The 25,804-nt window shown below is 69.7% G+C and carries 22 protein-coding genes and 1 riboswitch; of the genes, 5 read left to right on the top strand and 17 right to left on the bottom strand.

All coding sequences use genetic code 11. From position 1 onward, the window contains the following. Positions 1 to 116: 116 nt before the first annotated feature. On the top strand, positions 117 to 2,642 hold the full coding sequence (locus OG302_RS24910) for an ABC transporter permease (protein ID WP_371528810.1): 2,526 nt from the start codon (positions 117 to 119) through the stop codon (positions 2,640 to 2,642). 66 nt (positions 2,643 to 2,708) lie between these two features. Here the strand turns inward: OG302_RS24910 and OG302_RS24905 are convergent, their stop codons facing one another. The 9 genes from OG302_RS24905 to OG302_RS24865 all read right to left on the bottom strand — a co-directional run bounded on the left by OG302_RS24905 (position 2,709) and on the right by OG302_RS24865 (position 14,025). Then, positions 2,709 to 4,013, bottom strand: a complete 1,305-nt coding sequence (locus OG302_RS24905; RefSeq protein WP_371528809.1) for a class I SAM-dependent methyltransferase — start codon at positions 4,011 to 4,013, stop codon at positions 2,709 to 2,711. A 200-nt stretch (positions 4,014 to 4,213) separates the two neighbouring features. After that, positions 4,214 to 5,617, bottom strand: coding sequence for an NAD(P)/FAD-dependent oxidoreductase (locus OG302_RS24900; protein WP_361832607.1), 1,404 nt, complete (start codon positions 5,615 to 5,617; stop codon positions 4,214 to 4,216). 398 nt (positions 5,618 to 6,015) lie between these two features. Next, a complete protein-coding gene (locus OG302_RS24895; protein ID WP_371528808.1) occupies positions 6,016 to 6,942 on the bottom strand; it encodes an exopolyphosphatase in 927 nt (308 codons plus the stop codon). Then, on the bottom strand, positions 6,939 to 7,469 hold the full coding sequence (locus OG302_RS24890) for a DUF501 domain-containing protein (protein WP_371528807.1): 531 nt from the start codon (positions 7,467 to 7,469) through the stop codon (positions 6,939 to 6,941). Before OG302_RS24890 ends, OG302_RS24895 begins: the two co-directional genes overlap by 4 nt. Before the next feature lie 69 nt (positions 7,470 to 7,538). Then, on the bottom strand, positions 7,539 to 8,021 hold the full coding sequence (locus OG302_RS24885; protein ID WP_371528806.1) for a septum formation initiator family protein: 483 nt from the start codon (positions 8,019 to 8,021) through the stop codon (positions 7,539 to 7,541). 109 nt (positions 8,022 to 8,130) lie between these two features. Next, complete coding sequence (eno, locus tag OG302_RS24880) at positions 8,131 to 9,423, bottom strand: phosphopyruvate hydratase (protein WP_371528805.1); 1,293 nt, start codon at positions 9,421 to 9,423, stop codon at positions 8,131 to 8,133. Between the two features lie 312 nt (positions 9,424 to 9,735). Continuing rightward, complete coding sequence (locus OG302_RS24875) at positions 9,736 to 10,446, bottom strand: transglycosylase family protein (RefSeq protein ID WP_371528804.1); 711 nt, start codon at positions 10,444 to 10,446, stop codon at positions 9,736 to 9,738. A 3-nt stretch (positions 10,447 to 10,449) separates the two neighbouring features. After that, positions 10,450 to 10,637, bottom strand: a riboswitch (cyclic di-AMP (ydaO/yuaA leader). Positions 10,638 to 10,818: 181 nt separating this feature from the next. Beyond that, positions 10,819 to 11,826, bottom strand: coding sequence for a transglycosylase family protein (locus tag OG302_RS24870; RefSeq protein ID WP_371528803.1), 1,008 nt, complete (start codon positions 11,824 to 11,826; stop codon positions 10,819 to 10,821). A gap of 240 nt (positions 11,827 to 12,066) precedes the next feature. Continuing rightward, complete coding sequence (locus OG302_RS24865; RefSeq protein ID WP_371528802.1) at positions 12,067 to 14,025, bottom strand: recombinase family protein; 1,959 nt, start codon at positions 14,023 to 14,025, stop codon at positions 12,067 to 12,069. Positions 14,026 to 14,260: 235 nt separating this feature from the next. Between OG302_RS24865 and OG302_RS24860 the strand changes: the two genes are divergently transcribed. Then, the gene (locus OG302_RS24860) at positions 14,261 to 15,532 is read left to right on the top strand and encodes a cytochrome P450 (RefSeq protein WP_371750219.1); all 1,272 of its coding nucleotides are present in this window, start codon (positions 14,261 to 14,263) and stop codon (positions 15,530 to 15,532) included. 39 nt (positions 15,533 to 15,571) lie between these two features. Here OG302_RS24860 and OG302_RS24855 read toward each other — a convergent pair whose 3' ends face one another. The 5 genes from OG302_RS24855 to OG302_RS24835 all read right to left on the bottom strand — a co-directional run bounded on the left by OG302_RS24855 (position 15,572) and on the right by OG302_RS24835 (position 21,836). Beyond that, positions 15,572 to 16,555, bottom strand: a complete 984-nt coding sequence (locus OG302_RS24855) for a nucleoside triphosphate pyrophosphohydrolase (RefSeq protein ID WP_371528801.1) — start codon at positions 16,553 to 16,555, stop codon at positions 15,572 to 15,574. 45 nt (positions 16,556 to 16,600) lie between these two features. Beyond that, positions 16,601 to 17,266, bottom strand: coding sequence for a SurA N-terminal domain-containing protein (locus OG302_RS24850; protein WP_371528800.1), 666 nt, complete (start codon positions 17,264 to 17,266; stop codon positions 16,601 to 16,603). Between the two features lie 138 nt (positions 17,267 to 17,404). Next, complete coding sequence (locus tag OG302_RS24845) at positions 17,405 to 18,940, bottom strand: protein kinase (protein ID WP_371750218.1); 1,536 nt, start codon at positions 18,938 to 18,940, stop codon at positions 17,405 to 17,407. Between the two features lie 38 nt (positions 18,941 to 18,978). After that, on the bottom strand, positions 18,979 to 19,554 hold the full coding sequence (locus OG302_RS24840) for a hypothetical protein (protein WP_371528799.1): 576 nt from the start codon (positions 19,552 to 19,554) through the stop codon (positions 18,979 to 18,981). Between the two features lie 194 nt (positions 19,555 to 19,748). Next, a complete protein-coding gene (locus OG302_RS24835; protein WP_371528798.1) occupies positions 19,749 to 21,836 on the bottom strand; it encodes a class I SAM-dependent DNA methyltransferase in 2,088 nt (695 codons plus the stop codon). 197 nt (positions 21,837 to 22,033) lie between these two features. On the opposite strand from OG302_RS24835, the gene OG302_RS24830 reads away from it, so the two are divergent. After that, positions 22,034 to 22,801, top strand: a complete 768-nt coding sequence (locus OG302_RS24830) for a hypothetical protein (protein ID WP_371528797.1) — start codon at positions 22,034 to 22,036, stop codon at positions 22,799 to 22,801. Between the two features lie 53 nt (positions 22,802 to 22,854). Here OG302_RS24830 and OG302_RS24825 read toward each other — a convergent pair whose 3' ends face one another. The 3 genes from OG302_RS24825 to OG302_RS24815 form a co-directional block, all read right to left on the bottom strand. Further along, a complete protein-coding gene (locus OG302_RS24825) occupies positions 22,855 to 23,598 on the bottom strand; it encodes an N-acetyltransferase (RefSeq protein WP_361832577.1) in 744 nt (247 codons plus the stop codon). Between the two features lie 71 nt (positions 23,599 to 23,669). Next, positions 23,670 to 24,395, bottom strand: a complete 726-nt coding sequence (locus OG302_RS24820; RefSeq protein WP_371528796.1) for an HNH endonuclease family protein — start codon at positions 24,393 to 24,395, stop codon at positions 23,670 to 23,672. Continuing rightward, positions 24,392 to 24,694, bottom strand: coding sequence for an MOSC domain-containing protein (locus OG302_RS24815; RefSeq protein WP_371528795.1), 303 nt, complete (start codon positions 24,692 to 24,694; stop codon positions 24,392 to 24,394). Before OG302_RS24815 ends, OG302_RS24820 begins: the two co-directional genes overlap by 4 nt. A 182-nt stretch (positions 24,695 to 24,876) precedes the next feature. On the opposite strand from OG302_RS24815, the gene OG302_RS24810 reads away from it, so the two are divergent. Together OG302_RS24810 and OG302_RS24805 are read left to right on the top strand one after the other, a co-directional pair. Further along, the gene (locus OG302_RS24810; RefSeq protein WP_371528794.1) at positions 24,877 to 25,308 is read left to right on the top strand and encodes a nuclear transport factor 2 family protein; all 432 of its coding nucleotides are present in this window, start codon (positions 24,877 to 24,879) and stop codon (positions 25,306 to 25,308) included. Between the two features lie 33 nt (positions 25,309 to 25,341). After that, positions 25,342 to 25,779 (top strand): SgcJ/EcaC family oxidoreductase, encoded by a 438-nt coding sequence (locus OG302_RS24805; protein ID WP_371528793.1) that lies wholly within the window; start codon positions 25,342 to 25,344, stop codon positions 25,777 to 25,779. Positions 25,780 to 25,804 lie beyond the last annotated feature (25 nt).

The raw sequence follows: 25,804 nt of genomic DNA, 5'->3' as shown, positions 1-25,804 counted from the left end.
AGCGGCGTCGGCCGGCCATTCACCGGCGGGCCGTCAGCGGCTTGTCGCGCAGTTCCCCGCGCCCCTACGGGGCGCCACCTCGGGCCCCACCTTCTCTTCCACCAGGACAGAAACCCATGTTCCGTACCGCCCTGCGCAACGTGCTCGCGCACAAGGCCAGGCTGTTGATGACCGTGCTCGCCGTCATGCTCGGCGTCGCCTTCGTCTCCGGCACCCTCGTCTTCACCGACACCTTCGGCAACGCCTACAAGAACAAGTCGGCGAAGAGCTTCGACCACGTCTCCGTCGCCATCCAGGGCGACGGCTCCTCCTACAGCGGCGAGGACAGCGGTGAGGCCAAGAAGCCGCCGCGCCTGACCGACGCCTTCCTGAACAAGACGCAGAGCCTGCCCGGCGCCGACTCGGCGATAGGGACCGTCTCCGGGTTCACCGCGCTCGCCGACAAGGACGGCAAGCTGGTCGGCGGCGAGTGGGGCACCACCGGCGCCAACTACTTCCCGGGCAAGGGCGGCAAGGACCCGCGCTACGACTTCACCAAGGGCGCCGCCCCGAAGTCCGCCGGTGACCTCGCGCTCGACTCCCGCACCGCCGAGCGCACCGGCTACAAGGTCGGCGACACGGTCCGCTACTCCACCGACGGCCCCGTGAAGAAGGCGAAGATCAGCGGCGTCTTCGACACCGAGGACGGCAGCGTCCTCGCGGGCGGCAGCCTGGTGGTGTTCGACGACGACACCGCGCGCACCGTCCTCGGCAAGTCCGAGTACGACGAGATCGACGTGAAGGCCGCCGCGGGCACCTCCGAGACGGCGCTGAAGAGCTCGGTCGAGAAGATCCTGCCGAAGGACACGGACGCCGTCACCGGCGCCCAGCTCTCCGACGACCAGGAGAGGATGATCGAGCAGGACACCAAGTCCATGAGCCAGGTCCTGCTCATCTTCGCGGGCATCGCGCTCTTCGTCGGCATCTTCATCATCGCCAACACCTTCACCATGCTGGTCGCCCAGCGCACCAAGGAACTGGCCCTGATGCGCGCCATCGGCGCCTCTCGCCGCCAGGTGACGCGCTCCGTGCTCATCGAGGCGTTCCTGGTGGGCCTGGTGGCCGCCGTGACCGGCTTCGCGCTCGGCATCGGCGTGGCCCTGGGCCTGGAGTCCCTGATGAACTCCGCGGGCGCCTCGCTGCCCGACGGGCCGATCATCATCGCCCCGACCACGATCGTCGTCGCCCTGGTCATCGGCGTGGTCGTCACCATGCTGGCCGCCTGGCTGCCGGGCCGCCGCGCCGCGAAGATCCCACCGGTCGCCGCGATGAACAGCGTCCACGCTTCGCCGACCATGCGCGGCCTCGTCGTCCGCAACACCATCGGCTCGATCATCGTCGCGCTCGGCACGGTCATGCTCTTCATGGACGACAACTACGTGAAGTCCGGCGGCGCCGCCACCATCATGGTCGGCGCCATCGTCCTCACGCCGCTCCTGTCGCGCCCGTTCATCGCCGCCGCGGCCCCGCTCCTGAAGCCCTTCGGCGTCACGGGCAAACTGTCCCGCCTCAACGCGGTGCGCAACCCGCGCCGCACGGCCTCCACCGCCTCGGCCCTGATGATCGGCCTGACCCTCATCACGGCGATGACGGTGGTGGCGACCTCCATGAGCAGCGCCATCAACAAGATGGCCGCGGGTTCCCTGAAGGCCGACTACACCGTCTCCATGGCGAACTACCAGCCGCTGACCCCCGAGGTCCGCGAGAAGCTGGACAAGCTCCCCGACGTCAAGGCGAGCAGCCCGCTGCGCACGGCCTACGGCGAGGTGGCCGGCGGCTCCTACTCCCAGGTCACCGGCGTCGACGAGAAGGCCTTCGGCAAGCTGGCAAGCCTCGACTTCACCAGCGGCTCGCTCGCGGGTCTGAAGGGTGACTCCACGCTGGTCGACAAGGAGACCGCGGACAAGCAGGGCCTGAAGACCGGCGAAACCGTCCCGGTGAAGTTCGACGACGACAAGACGGCCGAGCTGAAGATCGCCGGCGTCTACGAGCAGAACGAGATGATCAACGGTCTCTTCACTCCGCTCTCCGTCGTCGACCCGCACCTGTCCAAGATCACCGACCAGCAGGTCCTGGTGAAGATGGAGGGTGGCCCCTCCGACAAGGCCGAGGACGCCATCGTCGACGCCCTCGGCGACAACCCCGCCATCAAGATCCAGGACAAGGACGCGATCAGCAACGAGATCGCCGGCGCGATCAACCTGATGCTGAACATGCTCTACGGCCTCCTGGCGATGGCCATCCTGATCGCGGTCCTCGGTGTCATCAACACCCTGGCCATGTCGGTCTTCGAGCGGAAGCACGAGATCGGCATGATGCGGGCCATCGGCCTCGACCGCGCGAAGGTCAAGCAGATGGTGCGCCTGGAGGCGGTCATCATCTCCCTGTTCGGCGCGGTGCTCGGCATCGGACTCGGCCTCTTCATGGGCTGGGTCGCGGGCGACAGCATCTCCGGCACGGTCAAGACGTACACGATGGAGATCCCGGCCGGCCGTATCGCGATCTTCCTGGCCATCGCGGCCCTGGTCGGCGTCCTCGCCGCGATGTGGCCGGCCCGCAGCGCGGCCAAGCTGAACCCGCTGATGGCGATCAAGAGCGAGTAGCGCTCGGCGGTACGCAGGAGTGGGGCCCCGGACGGCGAACCGTCCGGGGCCCCACGCGTGTACGTCCTACTGCCAGTCGCGGGCCCGCAGCGGCATCCCGGAGGTGCCGATCTCCGGGGTCTTCACCGCGAGGACCTGATTGACGCCGATGCGGTTGCGCTCGAAGGCGAGCGCGGAGGCCGCCATGTAGAGGCGCCAGATGCGGGCGCGGCCCGGCGAGGTGAGCCGCTGGCCCTCCTTCCAGTGGGCCTCCAGGTTGGCGACCCAGCGGCGCAGGGTGAGGGCGTAGTGCTCGCGGATCGCCTCCACGTCGCGCACCTCGAACCCGGCGCGCTCCAGCTGCCCGACGGTGGATCCCACGGGGGCGAGCTCGCCGCCGGGGAACACATAGGCGTCGATGAAGTCGTCGACCTCGTACGTCGACTCGTCGGTCTGCGGGCGGCGCGCGATCTGGTGGTTGAGGAGCCGGCCGCCGGGCTTGAGGAGCGCGTGCAGGTCGTGTGCGTACTCCAAGTACCTCTCGGCGCCAACGTGTTCGGCCATACCGATGGAGGAGATCGCGTCGTACGGCCCGTCGCGCACGTCGCGGTAGTCCTGGACGCGGATCTCGACCCGGTCGGTCAGGCCCTCCTCCGCGATGCGCTTCCTGGCGTACGCGGCCTGCTCCTGGGAGAGCGTGACGCCGACGACGGAGGCGCCGTGCTCGCGCGCCGCGTGGATCGCCATGGAGCCCCAGCCGCAGCCCACGTCCAGGAGCCGCATGCCGGGCTTCAGGGCGAGCTTGCGGGAGATGAGCTCCAGCTTGTCGCGCTGGGCGTCCTCCAGGGTCGAGGCTTCCTCATCATCGGCCCCCCAGTATGCGCACGAGTAGACCATCGAGGGGCCGAGCACCAGCTCGTAGAAGTCGTTGCCCACGTCGTAGTGGTGGCTGATGGCCTGGCGGTCGCTGCCCTTGGTGTGCAGGTGCAGACGGCCACGGCCGCGCATCTCCTCCGGCGGCGGGGCGGGCGGCAGGAAGGGCGCGGCGAGGCCGATCAGGGTGCGGGCCGCGGCGCGGAACCCCGGGTCGCGCAGGGATTCCCGGAGGCTCTTGGCGTCCTCGTCGCGCTCCCAGATGAACCCGGCGAGCCGGTCGAGCGCGGCGTACAGATCGCCCTCGACGTCCAGGTCCCCGGCCACCCAGGCGCGGGCGAGGCCCAGCTCGCCCGGCTTCCACATCAGGCGGCGCAGGGCGCGGCGGTTGCGTACGACGAGGGTGGGGGCACCCGGCGGGCCTGCTTCCGAACCGTCCCAGGCACGAATACGAACGGGGAGCGGGGCTCCCAGCAGTTGTTCGGCGAGGCTCTTCAGCCGCAGTGCGGCGTCTGGCATGGTGCACACCTCCGTGATGGCGATCCCGGATAGCTCAACACCACGTAAACACCAACCGGGCGCTCCCGCAGTCCCGTTGCCGCGTCACGGATCGGCAAAATAAGTGTAAGCACCATGTATATGGTGAAGGAAAAACCCGAGGGGGCCGCCCGCACCACGGATGGCGGGCGGCCCCCTCGGGGCTGTTCAGTGACCGGAGGTCAGGAGGCCTTGGCCTTCTCCTCGGACCCGGCGGCGACCGGCTCGGCCTTGGCCACGGCGGGCTTCGGCGCGGGCTTGGCAGCCTCGTAGAACTCCTCGCGCGGCGTCTCCATGGCGCCCAGCGAGACGACCTCACGCTTGAGGAAGACCGCGAGCGTCCAGTCCGCGAAGACGCGGATCTTGCGGTTGAACGTCGGCATCGCCATGCCGTGGTACGCGCGGTGCATGTACCAGGCCAGACGGCCCTTGAGCTTGATCTTCACCTTGCCCATGACGATCATCGCGACGCCCTTGTGCAGGCCGAGACCGGCGACCGCACCCTTGTTGGCGTGGCTGTACTCCTTCTGCGGGAAGCCCCGCATGCCGGAGATCACGTTGTCGCCGAGGACCTTGGCCTGACGCAGCGCGTGCTGGGCGTTCGGCGGGCACCAGGCGTTCTCGTTGCCGGCCTTGCGGCCGACCATGTCCGGCACCTGGGCGTTGTCGCCCGCGGCCCAGATGTAGTCGGTGCCCTGGACCTGGAGGGTCGTCTGGGTGTCGACGTGGCCACGGGGGCCGAGCGGCAGACCGAAGCGCGCGAGCGCCGGGTTGGGCTTGACGCCCGCGGTCCACACGATGGTGCTGGAGTCGACCTCGAGGCCGTTGTTGAGCACCACGTGGCCGTCCACGCAGGAGTCCATGCCGGTCTTGAGGTAGACCTCGACACCGCGGCCCTCAAGGTGCTCCTTGCCGTACTGGCCGAGCTTCGGGCCGACCTCGGGGAGGATCTTGTCCGCGACGTCGACGAGCACGAAGCGCATGTCCTCGCGCTTCACGTTGTTGTAGTACTTGGCCGCGTCGCGGGCCATGTCCTCGACCTCACCGATGGTCTCCGCACCCGCGAAGCCACCGCCGACGAAGACGAAGGTCAGCGCCTTGCGGCGGACGTCCTCGTCCGTCGTGGAGTCAGCCTTGTCCAGCTGCTCGAGGACGTGGTTGCGCAGGCCGATGGCCTCCTCGATGCCCTTCATGCCGATGCCCTGCTCGGCGAGGCCGGGGATCGGGAAGGTGCGGGAGACCGCGCCCATCGCGATGACCAGGTAGTCGAAAGGCAGCTCGTACGCCTCGCCCACGAGGGGGGCGATCGTCGCGACCTTGCGGTCCTGATCGATGGTGGTGACCCGGCCGGTCAGAACTTCCGCCTTGGGCAGCACGCGTCGCAGCGGGACGACGACATGCCGAGGCGAAATGCTGCCGGCGGCGGCTTCGGGGAGGAAGGGCTGGTAGGTCATGTACGACCGGGGGTCGACGACCGTGACGGTCGCCTCTCCGTAGCGCATCTTCTTGAGGATGCGCCGAGCTGCGTACAGGCCTACGTACCCACCGCCTACTACGAGGATCCTGGGACGCTCCGTGGTGCTCATGCCATCGAGTATCCACCTGCCAGGCAGGGGTCGCTCGTGCGCCCCTTCACAAGCATGGGTACACCCTCTGCTACACTTCGCCGCCCACGTGACGCAGGTCATGACGCCCCAGGGGAACCACGCGACAGCCCAAGTCGTTGTGCACCCCTTGTGAGCTGCCGCTCTGACCCTTCCACCGCACTGGACCACTCGGTCGGCCAACCCTCCGGACACACTCGCGAACCTTCACTGTCGTGGGTCGCGGGGGCCTCTGGGGTCACTTTTAGGGGTCCAGAACCCCTGAACATCGTCCAACCGAGCCGATTTCCTTGTGAAGAACTTCACGAAGTTTCCCGACGGAGTGTCGCCGCCGGGTCCTTCGAGCCCCTCAACAGCCGCTCAGACGCTACATGACGTGCTCAGGCGATCGACCAGCCGATGCCGTCGAGGATGTCGTGCTCACTGACGACGACCTCCCGGGCACCGGTCCTGTCCATGATCGACAGGAGGACGAGCGCGCCGGACACGATGACGTCCACACGGCCCGGATGCATCACCGGGATGGCGGCCCGCTCGTCGTGCGTGGCCCGTGCCAGGCGGGCGGCGATCTCGCTCACCTGCTCGTAGGAGATACGGGAATGGTGGATCGCCGCGGAGTCGTACGCGTCGAGGCCGAGCGCGATGGCGGCCACCGTCGTCACCGACCCCGCCAGGCCGACCAGGGTGCGGGCCTCGCCGATCGGCACCGTCTGCTCGGCCAGGTCCAGCGCGGCCGTGATGTCGGCGCGGACGGCGTCCAGTTCGGCGGGCGCGGGCGGGTCGGTGCGGATGTGCCGCTCCGTGAGGCGTACGCAGCCGACGTCGACGGAGCGGGCGGCGCTGACCTCGTCGTCGCCGACGACGAACTCCGTGGAGCCGCCGCCGATGTCGACGACGAGGTAGGGCTTGGCCAGGTGGTCGCTGCCCGCCAGTTCCTTCGTCGCGCCTGTGAAGGAGAACTCGGCCTCCTGGTCACCGCTGATGACCTCCGGCTCGACGCCGAGGATGTCCAGGACACCGCGTACGAAGTCGTCGCGGTTCTCGGCGTCGCGGGACGCGGAGGTCGCCACGAAGCGGAGGCGCTCGGCGCCGTGCTCCTTGATGACCTCGGCGTACTCGCGGCAGGCGGCGAAGGTGCGCTCCAGCGCCTCCGGGGCCAGGCGGCCCGTCTTGTCCACCCCTTGGCCCAGGCGGACGATCGTCATCCTGCGGTCCAGGTCGACCAGTTCACCGGTCCGCGGGTCCGCGTCCGCCACCAGGAGGCGGATCGAGTTCGTGCCGCAGTCGATGGCTGCCACGCGGGTCATGCGCGCTCTTCCTCGCTCGTCGAGACACACGCGCCCTTGCGCCACCACTCCGGCAGCATCGCGATGGCCTCGTCGCCCAGCGGGTTCACGCCGGGCCCCGCGGCCAGCGAGTGGCCGACCAGGACGTGCAGGCACTTCACGCGGTCCGGCATGCCGCCCGCGCTCGGGAAGCCCTCCAGGACCTCGATGGCGTCACGGCGCGCGATGTAGTCCTCGTGCGCCGCGCGGTAGGCGGCGGCCAGCTCGGGGTCCGTCGTCAGCCGCTCCGACATCTCCTTCATGACGCCGTTGGCCTCAAGGGTGCCGATCGCGGAGGCGGCCCGCGGGCACGTCAGGTAGTACGTCGTCGGGAACGGCGTCCCGTCCGGAAGGCGCGGCGCCGTCTCGACGACGTCCGGCTGCCCGCACGGGCAGCGGTGGGCGATGGCCCGCAGGCCGCGCGGCGGGCGGCCGAGCTGCTGCTTGAAGGCCTCGACGTCGGCGTCGGTGGGCTCGGTGCGCGGGGTGGTCGGCGGGGGCGTTTCCATGCCTGTCTTTCGATCGGTTCCGTAGAAGTTCTGTCGAGCCCGGGTGGACTCGGTCGAACCCTGTCGAGCTCAGTCGTCGTCGTCCGGGCGGTCGGCCTTGTCGACGCCGTCCCAGACGTTCGAGTACCAGGGTCGGGCGGCGGCCCCCTGGTCGGTGCGCTGCTTCCTCGCCGCCTCGGGATCGACCACCGTGAAGCCGGTCTCGCCCGGCATCACATAGTGCAGCCGGTCCCGGACACGCTGCTCCGCGTACGCGTCGTCCCGCCAGCGGGCCTTCTCGTCCTTCAGTCTCTCGACGTTCTCGCGGCGCTCGGCCTGCTCCTTGCGCTGGTCGGCGATCTCCGCGCGCTGGGAGACGTACTGCCTTATCGGGTAGGCGAGGGCGACGACCAGCGAGCAGAGCACGAGCGCGAGGAGCGCGGCGCGTCCCGTCAGCCGGGAGCGGCGTGCCTGGCGCTTGGTCTGGGAGCGGTAGACACGCTCCGCGGTCTGCTCGCCGAGCAGCCGCAGCCTGGTCGCGGTGGAGAACCGGTCGCGGTCCTTCACGGCCATGTGTGCCGCCTCCCCGATACGTACGTACGTCCCCGCACACGGTACGGGACCGAGTACGGGGACGTAGGTAACTACTCAGGGCAGCTGCGCTCAGCCCTTGCTGTGCTTATCAGTCCGCAAAGCGGAACCGGGGGAACGCGCTGCGGCCCGCGTAGACGGCCGCGTCGTCGAGGATCTCCTCGATGCGGAGCAGCTGGTTGTACTTGGCGACGCGCTCGGAGCGGGCCGGGGCGCCGGTCTTGATCTGGCCGCAGTTGGTGGCGACGGCGAGGTCGGCGATGGTGACGTCCTCGGTCTCACCGGAGCGGTGCGACATCATGCACTTGAAGCCGCTGCGCTGGGCCATCTCGACGGCGTCCAGGGTCTCGGTCAGCGAGCCGATCTGGTTGACCTTCACCAGGAGGGCGTTCGCGGACTTCTCCTCGATGCCACGGGCCAGGCGCTCGGGGTTGGTGACGAACAGGTCGTCGCCCACGAGCTGGACCTTGTCGCCGAGCTTCTCGGTGATGACGTTCCAGCCGGCCCAGTCGTCCTCGAACAGCGGGTCCTCGATGGAGACGAGCGGGTACGAGGAGACGAGCTCCTCGTAGTACTCGGTCATCTCGGCGGCCGAGCGGGACTTGCCCTCGAACTCGTACTTGCCGTCCTTGTAGAACTCGGACGCGGCGACGTCGAGCGCGAGGCCGATCTGCTCGCCGGGGACGTAACCGGCCTGCTTGATCGCCTCGAGGATGAGGTCGAGCGCGGCGCGGTTGGAGTCCAGGTTCGGGGCGAAGCCGCCCTCGTCGCCCAGGCCGGTGGAGAGGCCCTTGTCCTTCAGGACCTTCTTCAGCGTGTGGTAGACCTCGGTGCCCCAGCGCAGGGCCTCGGAGAACGACTCGGCACCGATCGGCGCGATCATGAACTCCTGGATGTCGACGTTCGAGTCGGCGTGCGACCCGCCGTTCAGGATGTTCATCATCGGAACGGGCAGCAGGTGCGCGTTCGGGCCGCCGAGGTAGCGGAAGAGCGGGAGGTCGGAGGCCTCCGACGCGGCGTGCGCGACGGCCAGCGAGACGCCGAGGATGGCGTTGGCGCCGAGCGAGCCCTTGTTGTCGGTGGCGTCGAGGTCGAACATCGCCTGGTCGATCAGGCGCTGCTCGGTCGCGTCGTACCCGACGAGCTCCGGGCCGATCTGCTCGATGACGGCGAGGACGGCCTTCTCCACGCCCTTGCCCATGTAACGGTTGGGGTCACCGTCACGGAGTTCGATGGCCTCGAAAGCACCGGTGGACGCACCGGACGGAACGGCGGCACGACCCGTGCTGCCGTCGTCGAGGCCGACCTCGACCTCGACCGTGGGGTTGCCTCGGGAGTCCAGGATTTCCCGGGCTACGACGACGTCGATGGACGGCACGAGCATCTCCTTCTGGGATGTGACGCGGGTACGCGGGGCGTTGGCCTCGCGGACACGAGCCTAACCGGCTCCCGGACAAGAGCCAGCCGAGCGACCGCCCTGTGGACAAACCGAGAGCAAAATGTTTCCGAACGGAACAAAGCGTGGAGGGCAAAAGAACCCCGCCCCGGTGCGTACGGGGGATACGCGCACCGGGACGGGGTGGACCCGTGGGGACGGGGGTGGACCGGCAGTACCTGCGGGCGTCACCGGCTCCGTCGGTCGCGCCTCCGCCGGGGGGCGCGACCGCCAGGTGCCGCCTGCCTGCCTCCTCAGCTCTTAGCTGAGGTGCAGCTGCTGGCCCGGGTAGATCATGTCGGCGTTGTCGATGATGTCGCCGTTGAGCTTGTACACCTTGTGCCAGCCGCCCTTGACGTCCTTGGCCTCGGCGATCTTGGAGAGGGTGTCACCCTTCTTGACCTTGTACTCGCCGTCGCCCTTCTTGACCGTCTTGCCGGTCGGGGTCTCGACGGTCTTCTTGGACTCGGCCTTCGGCGCGGCCTCGGCCTTCTTGGGGGCCTGCTGCTGCGGCTGCTCGGTCTGCGCGCTGGGCTGGCTCTTCGGCTGCTCCTGGGTCTGCTGCGGGGCGCTCTCCTGCGCACCGCCACCCTCGTTGGAGGCGCCCGAGAGGCCGACGCCGCAGCTCGGCCAGGCACCCTTGCCCTGACCCGCGAGGACCTTCTCGCCGATCTCGATCTGCTGGGCCTTGGAGGCCTGGTCGGCGCTGGGCGCGTACTTCGTGCCGCCGTACGCGGCCCAGGTGGACGACGAGAACTGCAGGCCGCCCGTGTAGCCGTTACCGGTGTTGATCGACCAGTTGCCGCCCGACTCGCACTGGGCGACGGCGTCCCACTCGGAGTTCGTCGCGGCGGAGGCCTGGCCGGCCGCCATCAGCGGGGCCGCGACCGCGACACCGGTGACGCCGGCGAGCGTGGCGACACGGGTGGCCTTGGACGGACGGCGGTGCTTGCCCTTGCTGGAAAACAGCATGAGTGATCCCCTCACCGACGCCTGCGAGGTGAGCTGTCGGGTTCGGGCCAGTGAAGTTGCCCGGCCGCGCTTCCTGAGCGCGACTTAACCCCTAGCCGTTCCCGTCCGTGTGCCTCGCTCTCGCGATGCTCAACGGCCGGGCCCGGCGGAAACCTTGGGTCCCCCGCTCCTGCCTACGGCGCTTACGCGACGACTGTTCCCGAACGGCCGTTGGCAGGACTCGGCGTACCGACCGGCGGGGCCCGCTGTGGCGAGCGGTCCCGACCGTAGTCATGCGATCGGTCGAATTTCAAAGACGATCAGGGCTTCTGAGACCCATCTCTCACTTGCGCCAATTGGGACATCAAGCGCAAAGCGACTCACCAACTACCCCTACTTTTCGCCCAAATCGAGGCTCTGACCGGGGAGGATGAGATCGGGGTCGGAGCCGACCGACTTCTCGTTCTCGGCATACAGCTCGGTCCACCCGCCCTGCACGTCGAGGTCGTCGGCGATGGCCGAGAGGTTGTCGCCGGAGCGGACCGTGTACGTCCCGTCGGAGCCGTCCTGCTGACGCTCGTCGCCACGGGAGGCATGCCGGCCCGAACCCTCGCGGGAAGCGTCGCCGGACGGCTCGCCGTCCGCGCTGCCGCCGCGGTGGCGGCCCTCGCCCTCACCGGCGGAAGAGCCGGAGCCGGGCGAAGTGGCATCGTCACGCCCGGACTTGTCCGGGTCGCCGGACTTGGCCGAGTCACCCGACTTGCCGGACTCGTCGTGATTCTTGTCTCGTGACGTGTCATCGGAGTCGTCGGCGTCAGCATCGGCGTCGGCGTCATCGGTGCCGGGCCTCTCGGAAGACTTCTCCGAGCCCGAGGGCTTCTTCGAGGACCCGGCGTCGTCCGAGGGGTCGGCGGACTCGCTCGGCTCGTCCGGGTCCGCCTCATCGCCGGACCCGGTCGACTCCGACGGCTCGTCAGAAGGAATCGTCGTGATCGGGGCGCCCGGGTCTACGTCGGCCGCGGCACCGTCCTGGGTGAGACCGGCGATCGGCGCACAGCTCGGCCAGGCCTTGGTCCCCTGGTCGTCGAGGACCTTCTCGGCGACGGAGATCTGCTGCGAGCGGCTGGCCTGGTCGGCGCTCGGCGCGAAGTCGAGGCCGCCGTACTCCTCCCAGAGCTCCTGCGAGAACTGGAGCCCGCCGTAGTAGCCGTTGCCCGCGTCCGCGCTCCAGGATCCGCCGCTCTCGCACTCCGCGAGCTTGTCCCACGTGGCGGTGTCCGCCGCGCTCGCACTGGTGGCGCCGAGCAGCGGGATGGCGATGGCCGATCCTGCGACTCCTGCCGCGACGATCAGAGCCGGGGCCTGGCGGGGGCGTCGGTGACGACCATTGCCGGAGAGCATGCGGGTGCCTTTCGCGTGACTGGAGCGACGACTGCGGCACGGGAGGCCGAGTCGTCGTGAACGTAGCGGCAGTCGAACGCTTGTCACAAGTCGATGCAGCGGAGATCACGTGAAAGTCACAGTCTTGACGGCCTGTCAGCTGGACGGCGTTCCAGACGTCTGATATTTGCTCCGCTGTGCGGGTGTGAACTCCACGGGCAGCGTGCGGAGTCCGCGCATGATGAGGCCGCCACGCCATCTCTATCGAGGCTCTTCGCTCCAGATCTGTGTGAGCATCCCGGCGCGGAGCCGCCCCGTCACCGTGAGCCGAGGAAGTGTCGGCCGCCTGTATGCCTGCGACCCTCGCTCATCGGCGCCCGACACCGCCATCAACTCCGGCCACACCCCCCTTTTCCACCACGTGAGCTGGCGTTCCCTCATGGGGTTCATCGGTCCCCATGTATTCGGCATGTCGACCCAGGAGACTCCGTGACGGAGCCGGTGGAGCATGCCGCAGAATTGCTCGCGAATGTCGTACTTCGTAACGAAGTGCTTCTTTGCCTTCCCGGAGAAGTGGAGCCTGAGAACACTCAGCACCGTCTCCCACTCCTCGTCTGTGGGGTCCGGCGGAACCAGCGCCCCGGTTTCCCAGTGCCATTCGCTGACGGGGCACCTATTACCGGGCTTGCCTACGTCGGTCATGTCCCCGGGGACTACGTGCAGGTCGAACATGTCGAAGACTTCCTTACGCTCTGCGAGCGTCAGAGTCCTCAGCCGTTCCATGGCGCCATTCGCGATGTCCAACAGGTTGTGCGCGCGACGTTCGTGGTGGGCGTAATCCTCCAGCCACTCCTCGGCGATCTTGCGCTGCAACCGGAACTCGTCCAGTTCCTGCTGAAGCTGCGTGACGGAGGCTTTCGGCACTGCCGGAGCAACACCGGCTCGCACGTACTCCGGAACACGGACCTCGATCAGGTGCTCCTGAGCAGTGATCCTGGCCGCGAGGTCCGTGACTCGCTTCTCGTACTTCTCCCTGCTCCTGGCGAGGCCCGCCCCCCACCGGGCGGCAAACTCACCCAGAGGACCATCGGCTGTGAGGAGGCGCGGCAGTTCGGCCCAGACAGCTCCTCCGATGTCGTCGGCTCCGAAGTACGGCTCACGGCAGGACGGGTCAGTCAGAGTCCCCTTGCAGCGGTAAGCGCGGCTCGTGCCGCAGCCCGTATAGACCTCGCCGCAGTGGCCGTGAATCCGGCCGGTGAGGGAGTAGACACGGTTGCTCTGTCGGTCCTTCTGGAAGCCGAGACTCTTCAAGGCTGTCATCAACTGCCCTGCGCGCTCCTCGCTGAAGATGGGCGGCACACCGATTCTGACCTGCTCGCCATGGACGGGGGTTCCGTCGTCGTGGCGGAGGGTGGTGTTCTTGGCGCTGCCTCGGTTGGTCTTGCGGTACACCACGTAGCCATCGTGGATGGTCTCGCTGTGCAGGCGGTTACGGAGGTTGGCGGGTGTCCACCGGACACCGTTGCGGGTGTGCAGCTTGCGCTTGTTCAGCTCTGCGCACGCCTCGGAGATGTTCATGCCGTCATCGACGATGAGTCGCACTCCCCTGTCGAGCACCATGGCTTCATGCGCGTCGGTGACAAGGGCGGAGAATCGCTTACGCCGCGGGCCTTCGTATGAGGTGTCGTGCTCGATCCTGTAGCCGTAAGGTGCCGGACCACCCGGCCAGCCTCCGTAGCTGATCTTCAGCTCACGACCGGCGACGGTGCGCTCCTTGATACGGCGCCACTCCATCTCGGAAAAGTTGACGTGCTGCATGAAGTGCTGCCAACCCTCCTCGGTGCTGGTGTCGATCCCCTCCCTGGCCGAGATGAAGGAGACTCCGATGTCAGCCATGTCCCAGGCCCACTGGTACGCGGCGCGCGCCGTACGCCCGATGCGGTCGACCGCGGGTACGAGGATGCGGTTGAAGCGGAGCCGGTGCGCGTCGCGGACAAGGCGGTCCATCTCTGGGCGGCTCTCCAGGGAGCCGGAGACAGCTTTGTCCACGTATGAGTCGTAGACGGTGGCCTCGGGGTGGCATGCGAGCCAGCCGTCGGAGATCTTTTCCTGGTCTTCGAGCCCGAAGCCGTCAAGCTGGTTCGGCGTAGAAACGCGAGCGTATTTGGCGACGAGGATGGCCGCAGAAGTTGCAGAATACGGGCGTGCCACAATGGGCATGTTCAGTCCTCCAAGACTGTTCCGTCCCCGGAGTGTTAGCGCACCGCCGGGAAGGTTCCGGCTCCTTTGCGCTGCTGCAAGCGCTCAGGGGCCGGTGCCGTTTGAGGAAAACGTACTCGCTATTTCGGTGCGCCGAAGAGAAGTTGATCGGATTCCAGGTTCCGAGCAGCGCGAGGCCACAGATCACGTACCACCGCCGACACGTCGCCCAGGCGGAGCCCGATACCGTCAGGGCGTGAACGTTCCTGACACCACGCCCGAGCTCTTCACCTGGGAATTCGCCACGGACCCCTACCCGGCGTACGCATGGCTCAGGGAGAACTCGCCCGTCCATAGGACGAAACTGCCCAGCGGCGTCGAAGCCTGGCTCGTGACGCGGTACGCCGACGCCCGGCAGACGCTCGCGGACACGCGTCTCTCCAAGAACCCCGTGCACCATTCCGAGGACGCCCACGCGAAGGGCAAGACCGGGATTCCCGGCGAGCGCAGCGCCAACCTGATGACGCATCTGCTCAACATCGACCCGCCGGACCACACTCGGCTGAGGCGGCTCGTGTCGAAGGCGTTCACACCGCGGCGCGTGGCCGAGTTCGAACCTCGGGTACAGGAACTCGCCGACGGTCTCATCGACCGGTTCGCCGGGACAGGCGAGGCCGACCTCATCCACGAGTTCGCCTTCCCCCTCCCCATCTATGCCATCTGCGACCTGCTCGGCGTTCCCCGCGAGGACCAGGACGACTTCCGTGACTGGGCGGGCATGATGATCCGGCACGGTGGAGGGCCACGGGGCGGGGTCGCCCGGTCCGTGAAGAAGATGCGCGGATATCTCGCCGAGCTGATTCACCGAAAGCGCCTCGCCCCGGGAGACGACCTCATCTCGGGTCTCATCCGTGCTTCGGACCACGGCGAACACCTCACCGAGAACGAAGCCGCCGCGATGTGTTTCGTGCTTTTGTTCGCTGGTTTTGAAACAACCATCAACCTGATCGGCAACGGCGTCTACGCGCTGTTGCGCAATCCCGTTCAGCGTTTCCTGCTTCAGGAATCCATTCAGCGCCAGGATCACAGACTTCTCGAGACCGGTATCGAGGAGTTGCTGCGCTTCGACGGACCCGTGGAGATGGCCACGTGGCGTTACGCCACACAATCACTTGAGATCGGCGGGCAGCGGATCGCACAAGGGGATCCCGTCCTGGTCGTACTCGCCGCGGCGGACCGTGATCCCGCTCGTTTCGACGAGCCGTCCACCCTCGACCTGTCCCGAACGGACAACCCGCACCTCGGCTACGGCCATGGCATCCACTACTGCGTGGGCGCCCCCCTAGCACGGCTGGAGGGGCGCATCGCGCTGGCAACCTTGCTCAAGCGGTTGCCGGACATTCAGCTGGCTGTCACACCTGACGAGCTTCGTTGGAGGGGCGGCCTGATCATGCGCGGCCTGCGTACGCTCCCCATTGCCTTCACCCCCGCCACCTCAGCCGGGTGTGGTCCGGCGAGTCGATGTTGAGCAGGTGTGTCATCAGATTGGCGCTGCGCCCGCCGGGGATCATGTAGTTGCCGCCCCCTCCGCCACCAGCACCGCATCCCTGTACGCCCGTGCCGCCGCGCGCAGTGCCGCCTCCGGGTCGATGCCCTGTGACTCGGCTTGCAGGGCCAGGGCCAGGAGTTCGTAGCCGGGGCCCTCTCCCGAAGGCGCCGTCACATCGAGCCCCGCCGTCCGTACCCGTGAGGCCAGTTTTGCCGCGAGGGCCAGGCCCGGCTGGCCCAGGGGGATTCCCTCCGTGACCGACGAGCGCTGTTTCTCCTCCGCCTTCGTGCGGAGCCAGTGCGCCTTCACGTCCTCGGGGGTGTCCGCCGAGTCGTCGCCGAAGACGTGCGGGTGACGGTGGATGAGCTTCTCGACGATCGTGCCCGCCACGTCGTCCACGGAGAAGGGGGACTCCGCGTCCTCCTCGGCGATGCGGGCGTGGAAGACCACCTGGAGCAGGACGTCGCCCAGTTCCTCGCGCAGTTCCTCGCGGTCGCCCTCCTCGATCGCCTCGACCAGTTCGTACGCCTCCTCGATCGCGTACTTCGCCAGGCCCTTGTGCGTCTGCTGGGACGACCAGGGGCACTCGTCCCGGATCTGGTCCATGACCTGGACGAGGTCGAGGAGCCGCGCGCCGGGCAGGTCGTACGAGGCGGGGAGCAGTTCCAGGTCGGGCATCGACACGCGGCCCGAACCCGCGAGCCTCGCCAAGCCGTCCGTCAGGGCCTGGTCGCCCTCGGCCGTGGCGACGACCAGGACCGTGCGGCCGCCGGCGCAGGCGTCCACGAGCTCCTGGGCCGTGGGCGACGTCTCGTCCACACACACGCCCGCCTCGCGCAGATACGGGAGCTGAGGGTGCGAGGCGTCGGCGCACAGGACCTCGTCGGCCGCGTGCAGGGCCTGCCACGCGGGCCAGGAGAGGAGGCCCGGGGCCACCCGGTGGCTGGTGGTGAGGAGGATGACGCGGCCGGGGGCGTCGGCCGGGGGCGTGGTTTCGTTCACCCGTCGAACGTAACCCACCCCGTCGGCAGTCCCCGCCCTGCCTGCCTACGCCTGCTTGGGCCCCGCGGCGGCGTCCGCGGACACGTCGCGCACCCACGGCGTCTTCGCGTCAGCGCGCTTGCTCTTCTCCACGTCCCACGTGCCGTACCGCGGGTTCAGGTCCACGTCCAGCTTCTTGGAGGCCTTGGCGAGCGCCTTCCAGAAGAGCGCCTGGCCCTCCGGCGCGTTCATGTCCGCGCCGAGGACCTTCGCCAGCTTCTGGGCCTCGATCTCCGTACGGAGGCTCTCCTGGAGGCGGGACGGGGCGACGCTGTACTGCTGGAGCCAGCCCTGTTCGAGCGCCTTCCGGCCGCCCGCCTGCTGCTCCAGGCCCGCCCGCATCCTCTGGATGTCGCGGCGTGACACGTCCACCCCGGCGTCCGCCGCCGCCCGGTGCAGCACCTTGTCCAGGACCATCGTGTGCAGCGTGCTGCGGGTGAGGCCGCCGGACTTGGAGATGGCCTGCTCGTACTGCTGCGCGTCCGGGATCGCGGCGCGCTGCGCGGCGCGCACCTCGTTCACCCGGCCCTCCAGCTGCGAGACCGTGATCCGGTCGTTGCCCACCACGGCCGCGGCGCCCGGATGCGCCTCGTTGCCGCAGGCCGTGAGGAGAGGGGCCGCGGCGACGGCTGCGGCGGAGAGAACGAGCGCGGTGCGACGGCGGCGGTGCAAGTGAGCCTCCAGGTGGAGAGATTGTGCGGCGGTGCACAAAGTCTTGCGGTGATCGATGTTAGGCAGTGGCCGGTCCCTCGGCCACCTATTCGACCAACGATTCTCGAAGAGTTGGGGCACCCTCGCGCCGATCCGTCACTACCCGCGCATCTGACCGAGCCATTGCAACGTGCGCCGGATCTCCGCCGGGAACGGATGGCCGATGCCGTGCATCCGCTCCGCGTCCATGAGCAGCCGCGCCAGCGTGTCGTGGGCCGCCGCGCGGTCGCCGAGGGCGAGGAGCAGGTGGCCGATGCGGCGGCGGATCTCCAGGGGGCGTTCGCGGTCGTCGGAGGCGTAGCGGTTCTCGTAGTAAGGCAGGAGCGACCTGTACTCCGCCAGTGCCGCCGCCGGTTCGCCCAGTTGCTCCAGGCACTGCGCCGCCTCGTAGCGGAACTGGAGGGAGTGCGGGTCGGCCTGGCCGGACTCGGCGGCGCGCTCGTCGGCGAGGCGGCGCAGCTCGGGCAGGGCGCGGCGGTACTGGCCGTCGTCCATGAGCGTCGCCGCGTACTGCTTGCGCAGGGAGCGGACCACCGGGGAGTGCTCGCCGTGCTTGGCGGCCGCCGCGGGCAGGATCGAGCCGAGGATGTCCACGGCCTGGGTGATGCGGCCCTCGCCGAGGAGCCGCTTGACCTCGTCGACCGCGCGGACGACGTCGGTCTGGCTGCCGGGGCCGCCCGGGACCTGGCGCTGGTCGGGCCGGTCCGGCTGGATGGCGGGGGCGGGCGCCGGGGTCGCCGCGCGGTCGGGCCACGGGGCGTGCGGGCGCAGGAAGGGGCGGGTGGGGTCGAGCGGGCCGCCGGTGGGTATGCCGCGCGCGGGGAGCAGCGGGGCCAGTTCCTCGTAGACCTCCTGGGCGCTGCCGTGCCGGTGCTGGGGGTCCTTGGCGAGCAGGCGCAGGACCAGGGCTTCGAGGGCTTCGGGGACCTCGGCGCGCAGGCGGCGGACCGGGAGCGGCGGTTCGTAGAGGTGGCGGTGCAGGACGCCGAGCGCGGTGGATCCGCTGAACGGCACGTCACCGCTGAGGAGTTCGTGCAGCAGGACGCCCAGGGCGTACAGATCGGTGTACGGGCCGACCGCGCCGCCCATCGCCTGCTCGGGGGCCATGTACGCGGGGCTGCCGATGGGTGAGCCGGTGTGCGTGAGGCGGGTGGTGTCGGTGTCCATGACCGAGGCGATGCCCAGGTCGAGGATGGAGACCGTGCCGTCCTGCTTGACCATCACGTTCCGCGGCTTGAGGTCGCGGTGCACGATCGGCACGGCATGCACCGCGGAGAGCACCGCGCACAGCTGGGCGGCGATCGCGACGGCCCACTGCCACGGGTAGGGGTCGTGCTCGGCGAGGTGGTCGCCGAGGTCGGCCCCGTCGACGTACTGCATGACGAGGTAGAGGTCCTCGCCCTCCGTGCCCGCGTCGTGGACGGTGACCAGGCCCGGGTGGTCGACCTGTGCGGTGACGCGGCACTCGCGCACGAAGCGGCGGCGCAGCTCCTCGGCCTCGGCGCCCGCGACCCGGTCGGGGCGCAGGAGCTTGACCGCGACCCGGCGGTCGAGGCGTTGGTCGTACGCCGTCCAGACCTGGCCCATGCCGCCCTGGCCGATGAGCGTGGAGAGTTCGTAGCGCCCGGCGACAATGCGGCCGCCCGTACCCAGTGGCGTCCCCAATGACACGGTCAGTTGCCGCCTTCCTGCTTGCGCAGGTAGTCACTGAGCTCGTCGAGCTCGGCCTGTACTTGGTGGATGCGGGCCGGTGCGGGGCGCGTGGGCGGGGGCGGCGTCTGCTGGACCGGCGGCTGGTGCGGCTGCGTGGGCTGCTGGTGGACGGGGGCGGGGCCGGGCTGCTGGGGATAGCCGTACGCGGGCTGTGGTCCCGCGTAGCCGCCGTACTGCTGCGTGCGGTAGCGGCTGAAGTGCCGGATGTCCGCGTACAGGTAGTAGGCGACGGCGGCGACGAGCGTGGTCAGGAGGACCACCATGCCCGCGTTGCCGGGCCCCTGGAACTCCTCCTCGCCGGGGTCGACGCCGACGAGCACGAGAGCCGTCACATCGAGCGCGGTCACGAGCCCGAAGAGCGCCCAGTCGTGCGGCTTGCGCGTCACGATCGCGAGCCGCAGCATCGGCGCCCAGGCGAACAGGCCGCACGTCATGAAGGCCAGGACCACGAACACCACGCGCAGCGTCACATGAGTGCCGCCGGAGACCGGCGGCGGTTGCTGCGGCTGCTGCGGCGCATAGCCGTGGCCGTGCATGGCTGCTCCTGGTGCCTGATGCGGCCGTGCGTTCCCCCGGGAGAACGCACGGCCGAAAGTCGAAATACGAACTGATGCAGATTCGAGCGTATAGGCCGACAAGGAGAACCGGTCCCGGGTTGTACCGAACCGTTGTCGTACTGGTCACGTCCTGATCGCGGCCCGGTACCGCGCCCGGCCGGAACCCGGTCTTCTCATTCCGGCGGAAGCGTGCCGTCCGTCAGTCCGTCGTGCAGTCCCCGCACCAACTGCTCGCCCAGTCCGGCCGCGAGACGCAGCGAGTCCTCGAAGGCGGCGAGCGCGCGGAACCGCTCTCCGTAGCCCCGCTGCGCGTCGAGCGGCAGGCGCGGAAGCCGCAGCCGCCGGACGTCGAGCCGGGCGGCGGTGGACGCGTAGCTGCTGGCCTGGCGGTGGTTGGCGGTGCCGCGCAGGAAACCGGCGAGGAACCACGGGTCGAGGGCGGCCGGGTCGGGGCGCAGGAGCGTGAGCCCCCGGCCGAGGGCGGCGCCCGCCGTGGCCTCGTCGATGACGCGGGCGGCGGTGCCGCCGCCGGTCAGCGGGATGACGACGTCGCCGGGTTCGGTCAGCACGGGGTCGGCGGAGCCTTCGGCGGACGGTGCCTCCAGCGGGTCGACGCAACCCGAGGGGGCGGCTCCGGACAGGAGGTCGTGTGCGGTGAGCACCGGGGTGCCGGGGGCTCCGGAGCCCGTGCCCGTACGCAGCGACAGGGCGCCCGCGCGGGCGAGTTCACCGACGGTGGTGGCCGGCCAGCGGGCGGCTTCGACGGCTTCCGCGGGCGGCGGCATGAGGTCGGCCGTCCGCCGTACGGCGTCCCCGAGCCGCTCGCGGATGTCCGTCAGCTCCCGTACGCCGCCGCCCGCGGCCGGTGGCGGCAGACGGCGCGCCGGGGCCAGGTCGACCTCGTCGTCGAGGAGTTCGAGCACCGGCACGCAGCGGGCGAGCCCCGGCTGCTCGGCGGCCGTGCCGTGCCGGTCGAAGGTCCGCCAGACGTCGACCACGGCGTCCTGCACCGGCCGCCACGCGTGCCGGTCCCTGCCGTCGGCCGCGGAGAGTGCCGCCGTCTCTACGAGGAGCAGCTCGGACGGTGGCTGCGCGCCGGGTGCGGGCTTCTTCAGGACCCAGACGTGCAGGGGGATGTTGTACGGGGGTGCGGCGCCCGCGGGCAGCGCGATGACGGCACGCAGGGCGCCGCGGCGAAGCAGATCGGCGCGGACGCGGCGGCCGGAGCGGCGGGACGCGGCGGCGGGCGGCATCAGCAGGACGGCGGTGCCGCCGTCCCGCAGCCGGGCCAGCGCGTGCTGGACCCAGGCGAGTTCGGACTCCGTACGCGCCGGGAAGCCGTACTCCCACCGGGGGTCGTAGGCGAGTTCCTCGTGCCCCCAGTTGCGTTCGTTGAACGGCGGGTGGCAGAGCACGGCGTCGGCCCGCGCCTCGCCGAAGGCGTCCGCGCGCAGGGTGTCGGCTGCGGCGGCGCGCACGGTGGCGTCGGAGTGCAGGGCGAGGCGGAGGGCCGTGAGGGCGGCGAGTTCGGGGGCGCTGTCCTGGCCGTAGAGGTACTGGTCGGGGCGCGGGGCGACGGCCCGCAGCAGGGCCCCGGTGCCGCAGGCGGGGTCGAGGACGGTCGGCGCGGGCCCGGCGAGCGCGGCCATCAGTTCGGCGGGTCCGGCCGGAGTGAGCGTGTACTGCCGGGGGTTGGCGTCGATGTGCCGCCCGATCAGGAACTCGTACGTCTGCCGGGCCCCCAGTTCGGAGGCGAGCTCGGCCACGCCGCGCAGCAGCGGGACGGAGGGCAGCAGCCGGGCGGCGTCCGGGATGCGCACGGCTGCCTGCCGCGGGCCGGCCCCAACTGCCGTGGGAGGGCCGAACCGTGGGGTGACAACCTGTGCGAGGGCGCCCGGGAGCAGCTCCGCCATCCGCTCGTCCGACACCGCGCTCACCTTGAGCCAGTCCGGATGCCGGTCGCGCACGAGGAGCAGGGCGCATCCGGCATGGAGGAGGGCGGTGACGGGGCCTGCGGGGTGGCCCGCGAGGTGCTGCCAGACGCGTTCCTTGAGCGGCACCTCGCCCAGCTTGCCCAGCTTGCCCTGGGTGCGCAGCCACTCCTCGACCTGGGTGAGCGCGAAGGAGGGGCTGGTCTCGGTGCCTCCGACGGGCTTGGGGAAGTCGGGGTGGCGGCGGCGCCAGTTGCTGACGGCCGCCCGGCCGACGCCGGCGAGCCGGGCGATCCCGGCGGCGGTCACCTCTGTCGCGTTCTCCCGCACCGACTGGCTCCCCTCGGTCCCGCTGCCTCGCCGCGAGCGTGCCGACCGCGGCGCTGTGAGCGCCGATCCTACCCACTCATGCGGAACGGCTCGCTTCACGGGCGTTAACAGGCTGTCCACCCATACTCGTGTTGACTCGGTTCACAAGCTCTGCTGAGATGGTGACAGCACTTCCGAGTTCCCGTGGGGGGATCTTCATGCGACGTACCACTCTTGCCGCTGTCTGCCTGGCCGCCGCGGCGGCCGTCGGCCTGACGGCGTGCGGCACCGAGACCGGCGGCTCCAAGAAGGCCGAGGGGAAGGTGACCGAGAAGAAGGAGACGGGACCCTTCCCGGGCATGTCCGGGCCCGACATCGTCGACAAGGCCGTGAAGGCGACGACCGGCGCCACGTCCCTCAGGGTGAAGGGCAGCGTCCCGGACGAGAGCGGCACCGTCGAGCTGGACATGGCCTTCGACACCAAGGGGCAGTGCGCGGGCACGATGGGGATGGGCGGGGAAGGATCACTCGACCTGATCACCACCGCGCGCACGGTCTACATGAAGTACGACGAGAAGTTCCTGCGCGCCCAGGGCAAGGGCGAGCCCGCGGCCGACACCCAGGCCGCCGTGGACATGCTCGCGGGCCGGTGGGTGAAGACCTCCGCGACCGGCGCCGACGCCAAGGACCTCGCCTCGTTCTGCGACCTGGACGTCCTGCTCGCCGACTTCAAGGACGTCAACTCCGACGCCCGCAGGGGAAAGACGGCCACCGTCGACGGCACGCCCGCCCTCACGCTCACCGAGAACGACGGCACCGACCGGTACACCCTCTATGTCGCGGCGGAGGGCAAGCCGTACCTGCTGAAGGTCGTGAAAGAGACCGCCAAGACGCCGGAGACCCTGACGTTCGGCGACTACGACAAGCCCGTCGACGTGACGCCGCCCACCGGCGACATCATGGACATCGACAAGCTCGCGGGCTGACCGCCGGGTTCAACCGCGGTGCGTGCGGCGCGAGTTCTGTGTGCGGCGCGAGTTCACAGCACGTGCCGCACCCACACGTTCGGCTCCACGTACACCGCGTACCCGCGCTCCGGCTCGCAGAGCACCGGCACCAGCGCGCCCGGCACCTCGACGGGACCGGCGGTGTCGAACGGCAGCCCGGTCCACGCCCGCCACTGCGCGGTCGAACCGGACACCGTCATCGACGCGTGCGCCACCTTCGCGATGGTGCCGCCCGCCCTTACATGCACCCGCAGCCACGGGTCGGCGGGCAGCCCGTCGTCCCGCGTGCGCCGCGCGTACGCGTCGATCAGCGTGGCCGGTTCGAGGTGCTTGGCGTTCGGGCGGACCGGGGCGACGACCTCCGCGAAGCCACGCGCGCGTGCGTTCTCGCGCATCGCGGCGAGCATCCGCCCGGAGACACCGTGCCCGAGGAATTCCCTGGCCACGGTGATCTCGATCGCGCTCACCGTGTCGGGCTTCCTGCCGTGCCGCAGGTCGGAGAACGCCCACAGCATGACCTGGTCCCAGCCGCCGTCCGGCAGTTCCCCGCGCCCCTCGGCGTCCAGCGCGAACGGCACGCTGAAGCCCTTGGCCGCGACCGTGCCCCGCTCGTCCGTGGCGACCAGGACGTACTCGGGGAACTCCTTGACGATCCGCCCGATCATCGACCAGGCGATGGGGTCGTTCCCGATGAACTCCGGCCAGGTGTCGGCCATCTCCCACAGCGGCCCGGCGAGTCCGGGCCGCTCGGCCAGCGTCGTGATCTTCAGGTCCATGCCCCGGACGCTAGCGGGCACGGCCCCGGCTGTTAAGCCATTTTTTCGTACGTACCGGCCGGTGGGCCGCCTCAGCGCGCGTGGAACCGTCCGGGCGCCGCCGTCGGGCCGCCCCCGCTCGGCAGCTTCTCCTTCGGGCAGCCCGACAGGACCCGCTTCATCGCGTCCCGTTCGGCGCCGGTCACCCACACGTCGTACTTCTTCTTCACCGCCACCTGCCGCGCCACATAGGCGCACCGGTAGCCCTTGTCCGGCGGCAGCCACGTGGCCGTGTCGCCGTCGCCCTTGCCGCGGTTGGGGCCCGCGTCGACCGCGAGGAGGTTGAGCGGATCGTTGGCGAAGGCGATGCGCTTGCTCGGCTCCCACTTGCCCGCGCCCTTCTGCCAGGCGTCCGAGAGGGCGACGAGATGGTCTATGTCGACCTGGCTGCGCCCCCGCGTGAACGTGACGTCCTTGCCGGTGTACGGGTCGGGCGCGAGCCGGCCGGAGGCCACTTCGCAGTCCCCGTCGCGGTACTTCACGTCGTCCAGGTCGCGCTTGAGTATGTCGTCGCGGGTGCCGCAGCCGTTGGAGTCCGTGTCGGCCCAGGGGCTGCCGAAGCGGGCGCGGTCGTAACCGGTCTTGGGTGCGCGGCCCTTGACGGTGAGCGTGTCGACCGCGGCGAGCGCCGGGCCCGCCTTGGCGTCGGGCCCCGAGGAGCCGTCCGCCGCGTCCTTCGGCGAGCAGCCCGTGACGGACGCCGTGACGACGAGCGCGAGCAGCAGCGCGGCCTGGACTCCCTTGTGGTGACGGCTCATCGGACGGTCACCTCGGCTCCGAGTGCGAGCGCGCCGGGCGTCACGACGTCGGCGTACACCCCGATGCACATGCCGCGCGTGGCGGTGAGCGTCTTGAGGATGCGGTGGTCGGCCGGCAGGTCGCGCTGGGCCTGGGTGGTCTTGACGCGGCGTTCCATGCGTTCGGTGACGCGCAGACACAGGCCGCCGTCGAAGGTGATCTCCCGCCCGACCCAGTCCTCCTCGATCCACGGCTCGCCGGCCACGCCCCGCTCGTCGACGACGAGCCGCTCGCGCTCCTCCCCCAGCATCGACTTCACCGGAAAACAGCCGAGCCCCACAACGGCCCCTATCCCCACGGCACTTCCTCTCCCCTGGCCCACATGCCCGGCCACCACCGTAGCGAGTGACCGGTTTAGACCATATCTCCCCCCACTCCGTCGGTCGCCCATTACCTCCGGCGTAATCGACGCGCTCCGCCGCCCGCGGCACCCTCTGGGACATGACCTCAACGAACCCCGCCACTGCGACCGCCGACGCCACCCGCGCCACCGTCCAGGACTTCCTCTCCGCCCGCCTGGCGGGTGACACCGAGCGCCTCACCGCTCTCTTCGCCGACGAGGTCGACTGGCTGCTCGCCGAGAACCCCGTCGTGCCCTGGATCCGGCCCCGCTCCACCGCCGCCGAATGCGCCGCACAGGCAAGCGAGTTGGCCGAGTACACCGTTCCCGAGGACGCCGTCGCCACTCTCGACGCCTTCCTCGTGGACGGCCACGACGCCGTGCTCACCGGGCACGTCGCCGGGACAGTCCGCGCCACCGGCAAGTCCTTCGAGGGGCCCTTCGCGCTGCGGCTGACCGTCGAGGACGGCCGCATCACCCGCCACCACCTGTACGAGAACAGCCTGTCGATCGCCGAGGCCTGCAAGCCTTGACCTCAAGTTGACTTGAGGTACCACAGTGGCCGCATGGACACCGAGAACGCAGTCATCGCAGGCACCTCAGCCACCTCAGTCACCTCAGTCACCGAAGACATCAAGGCCATCGAGCAGGTCGTCGCCACCGTCGAGCGCACCCAGCGCGCCAAGGACGCGGAGGGCTTCCTCGCGCTGTTCCACCCCGACGCGCTGTGGACGACCGCCCACGGCAAGGTCCTCATCGGCTTCGACGCGATCGCCGAGTTCACCCGCGCCGTGCTGCCCGCCTCCGACTGGGACGGCGACGTCACCTACGAGGTGGCGCACACGCAGTACCTGCGACCCGACGTGATGGCCGTCAAGGTGCGCCAGGTCTACCACTCGGCCGAAGGGGACACCGAGGGCGCTCCGCTCTACGTCATGACCCGGCAGGACGACGGGAGATGGCTGCTGCACGTGGGCCAGAACACCGAAGTCCACGTGGGCTAGGGACACAGGGACACAGGGACACAGG

The organism is Streptomyces sp. NBC_01283, from assembly GCF_041435335.1.
Taxonomy (GTDB): domain Bacteria; phylum Actinomycetota; class Actinomycetes; order Streptomycetales; family Streptomycetaceae; genus Streptomyces.
This window is presented reverse-complemented; position numbering and strand designations above follow the sequence as displayed.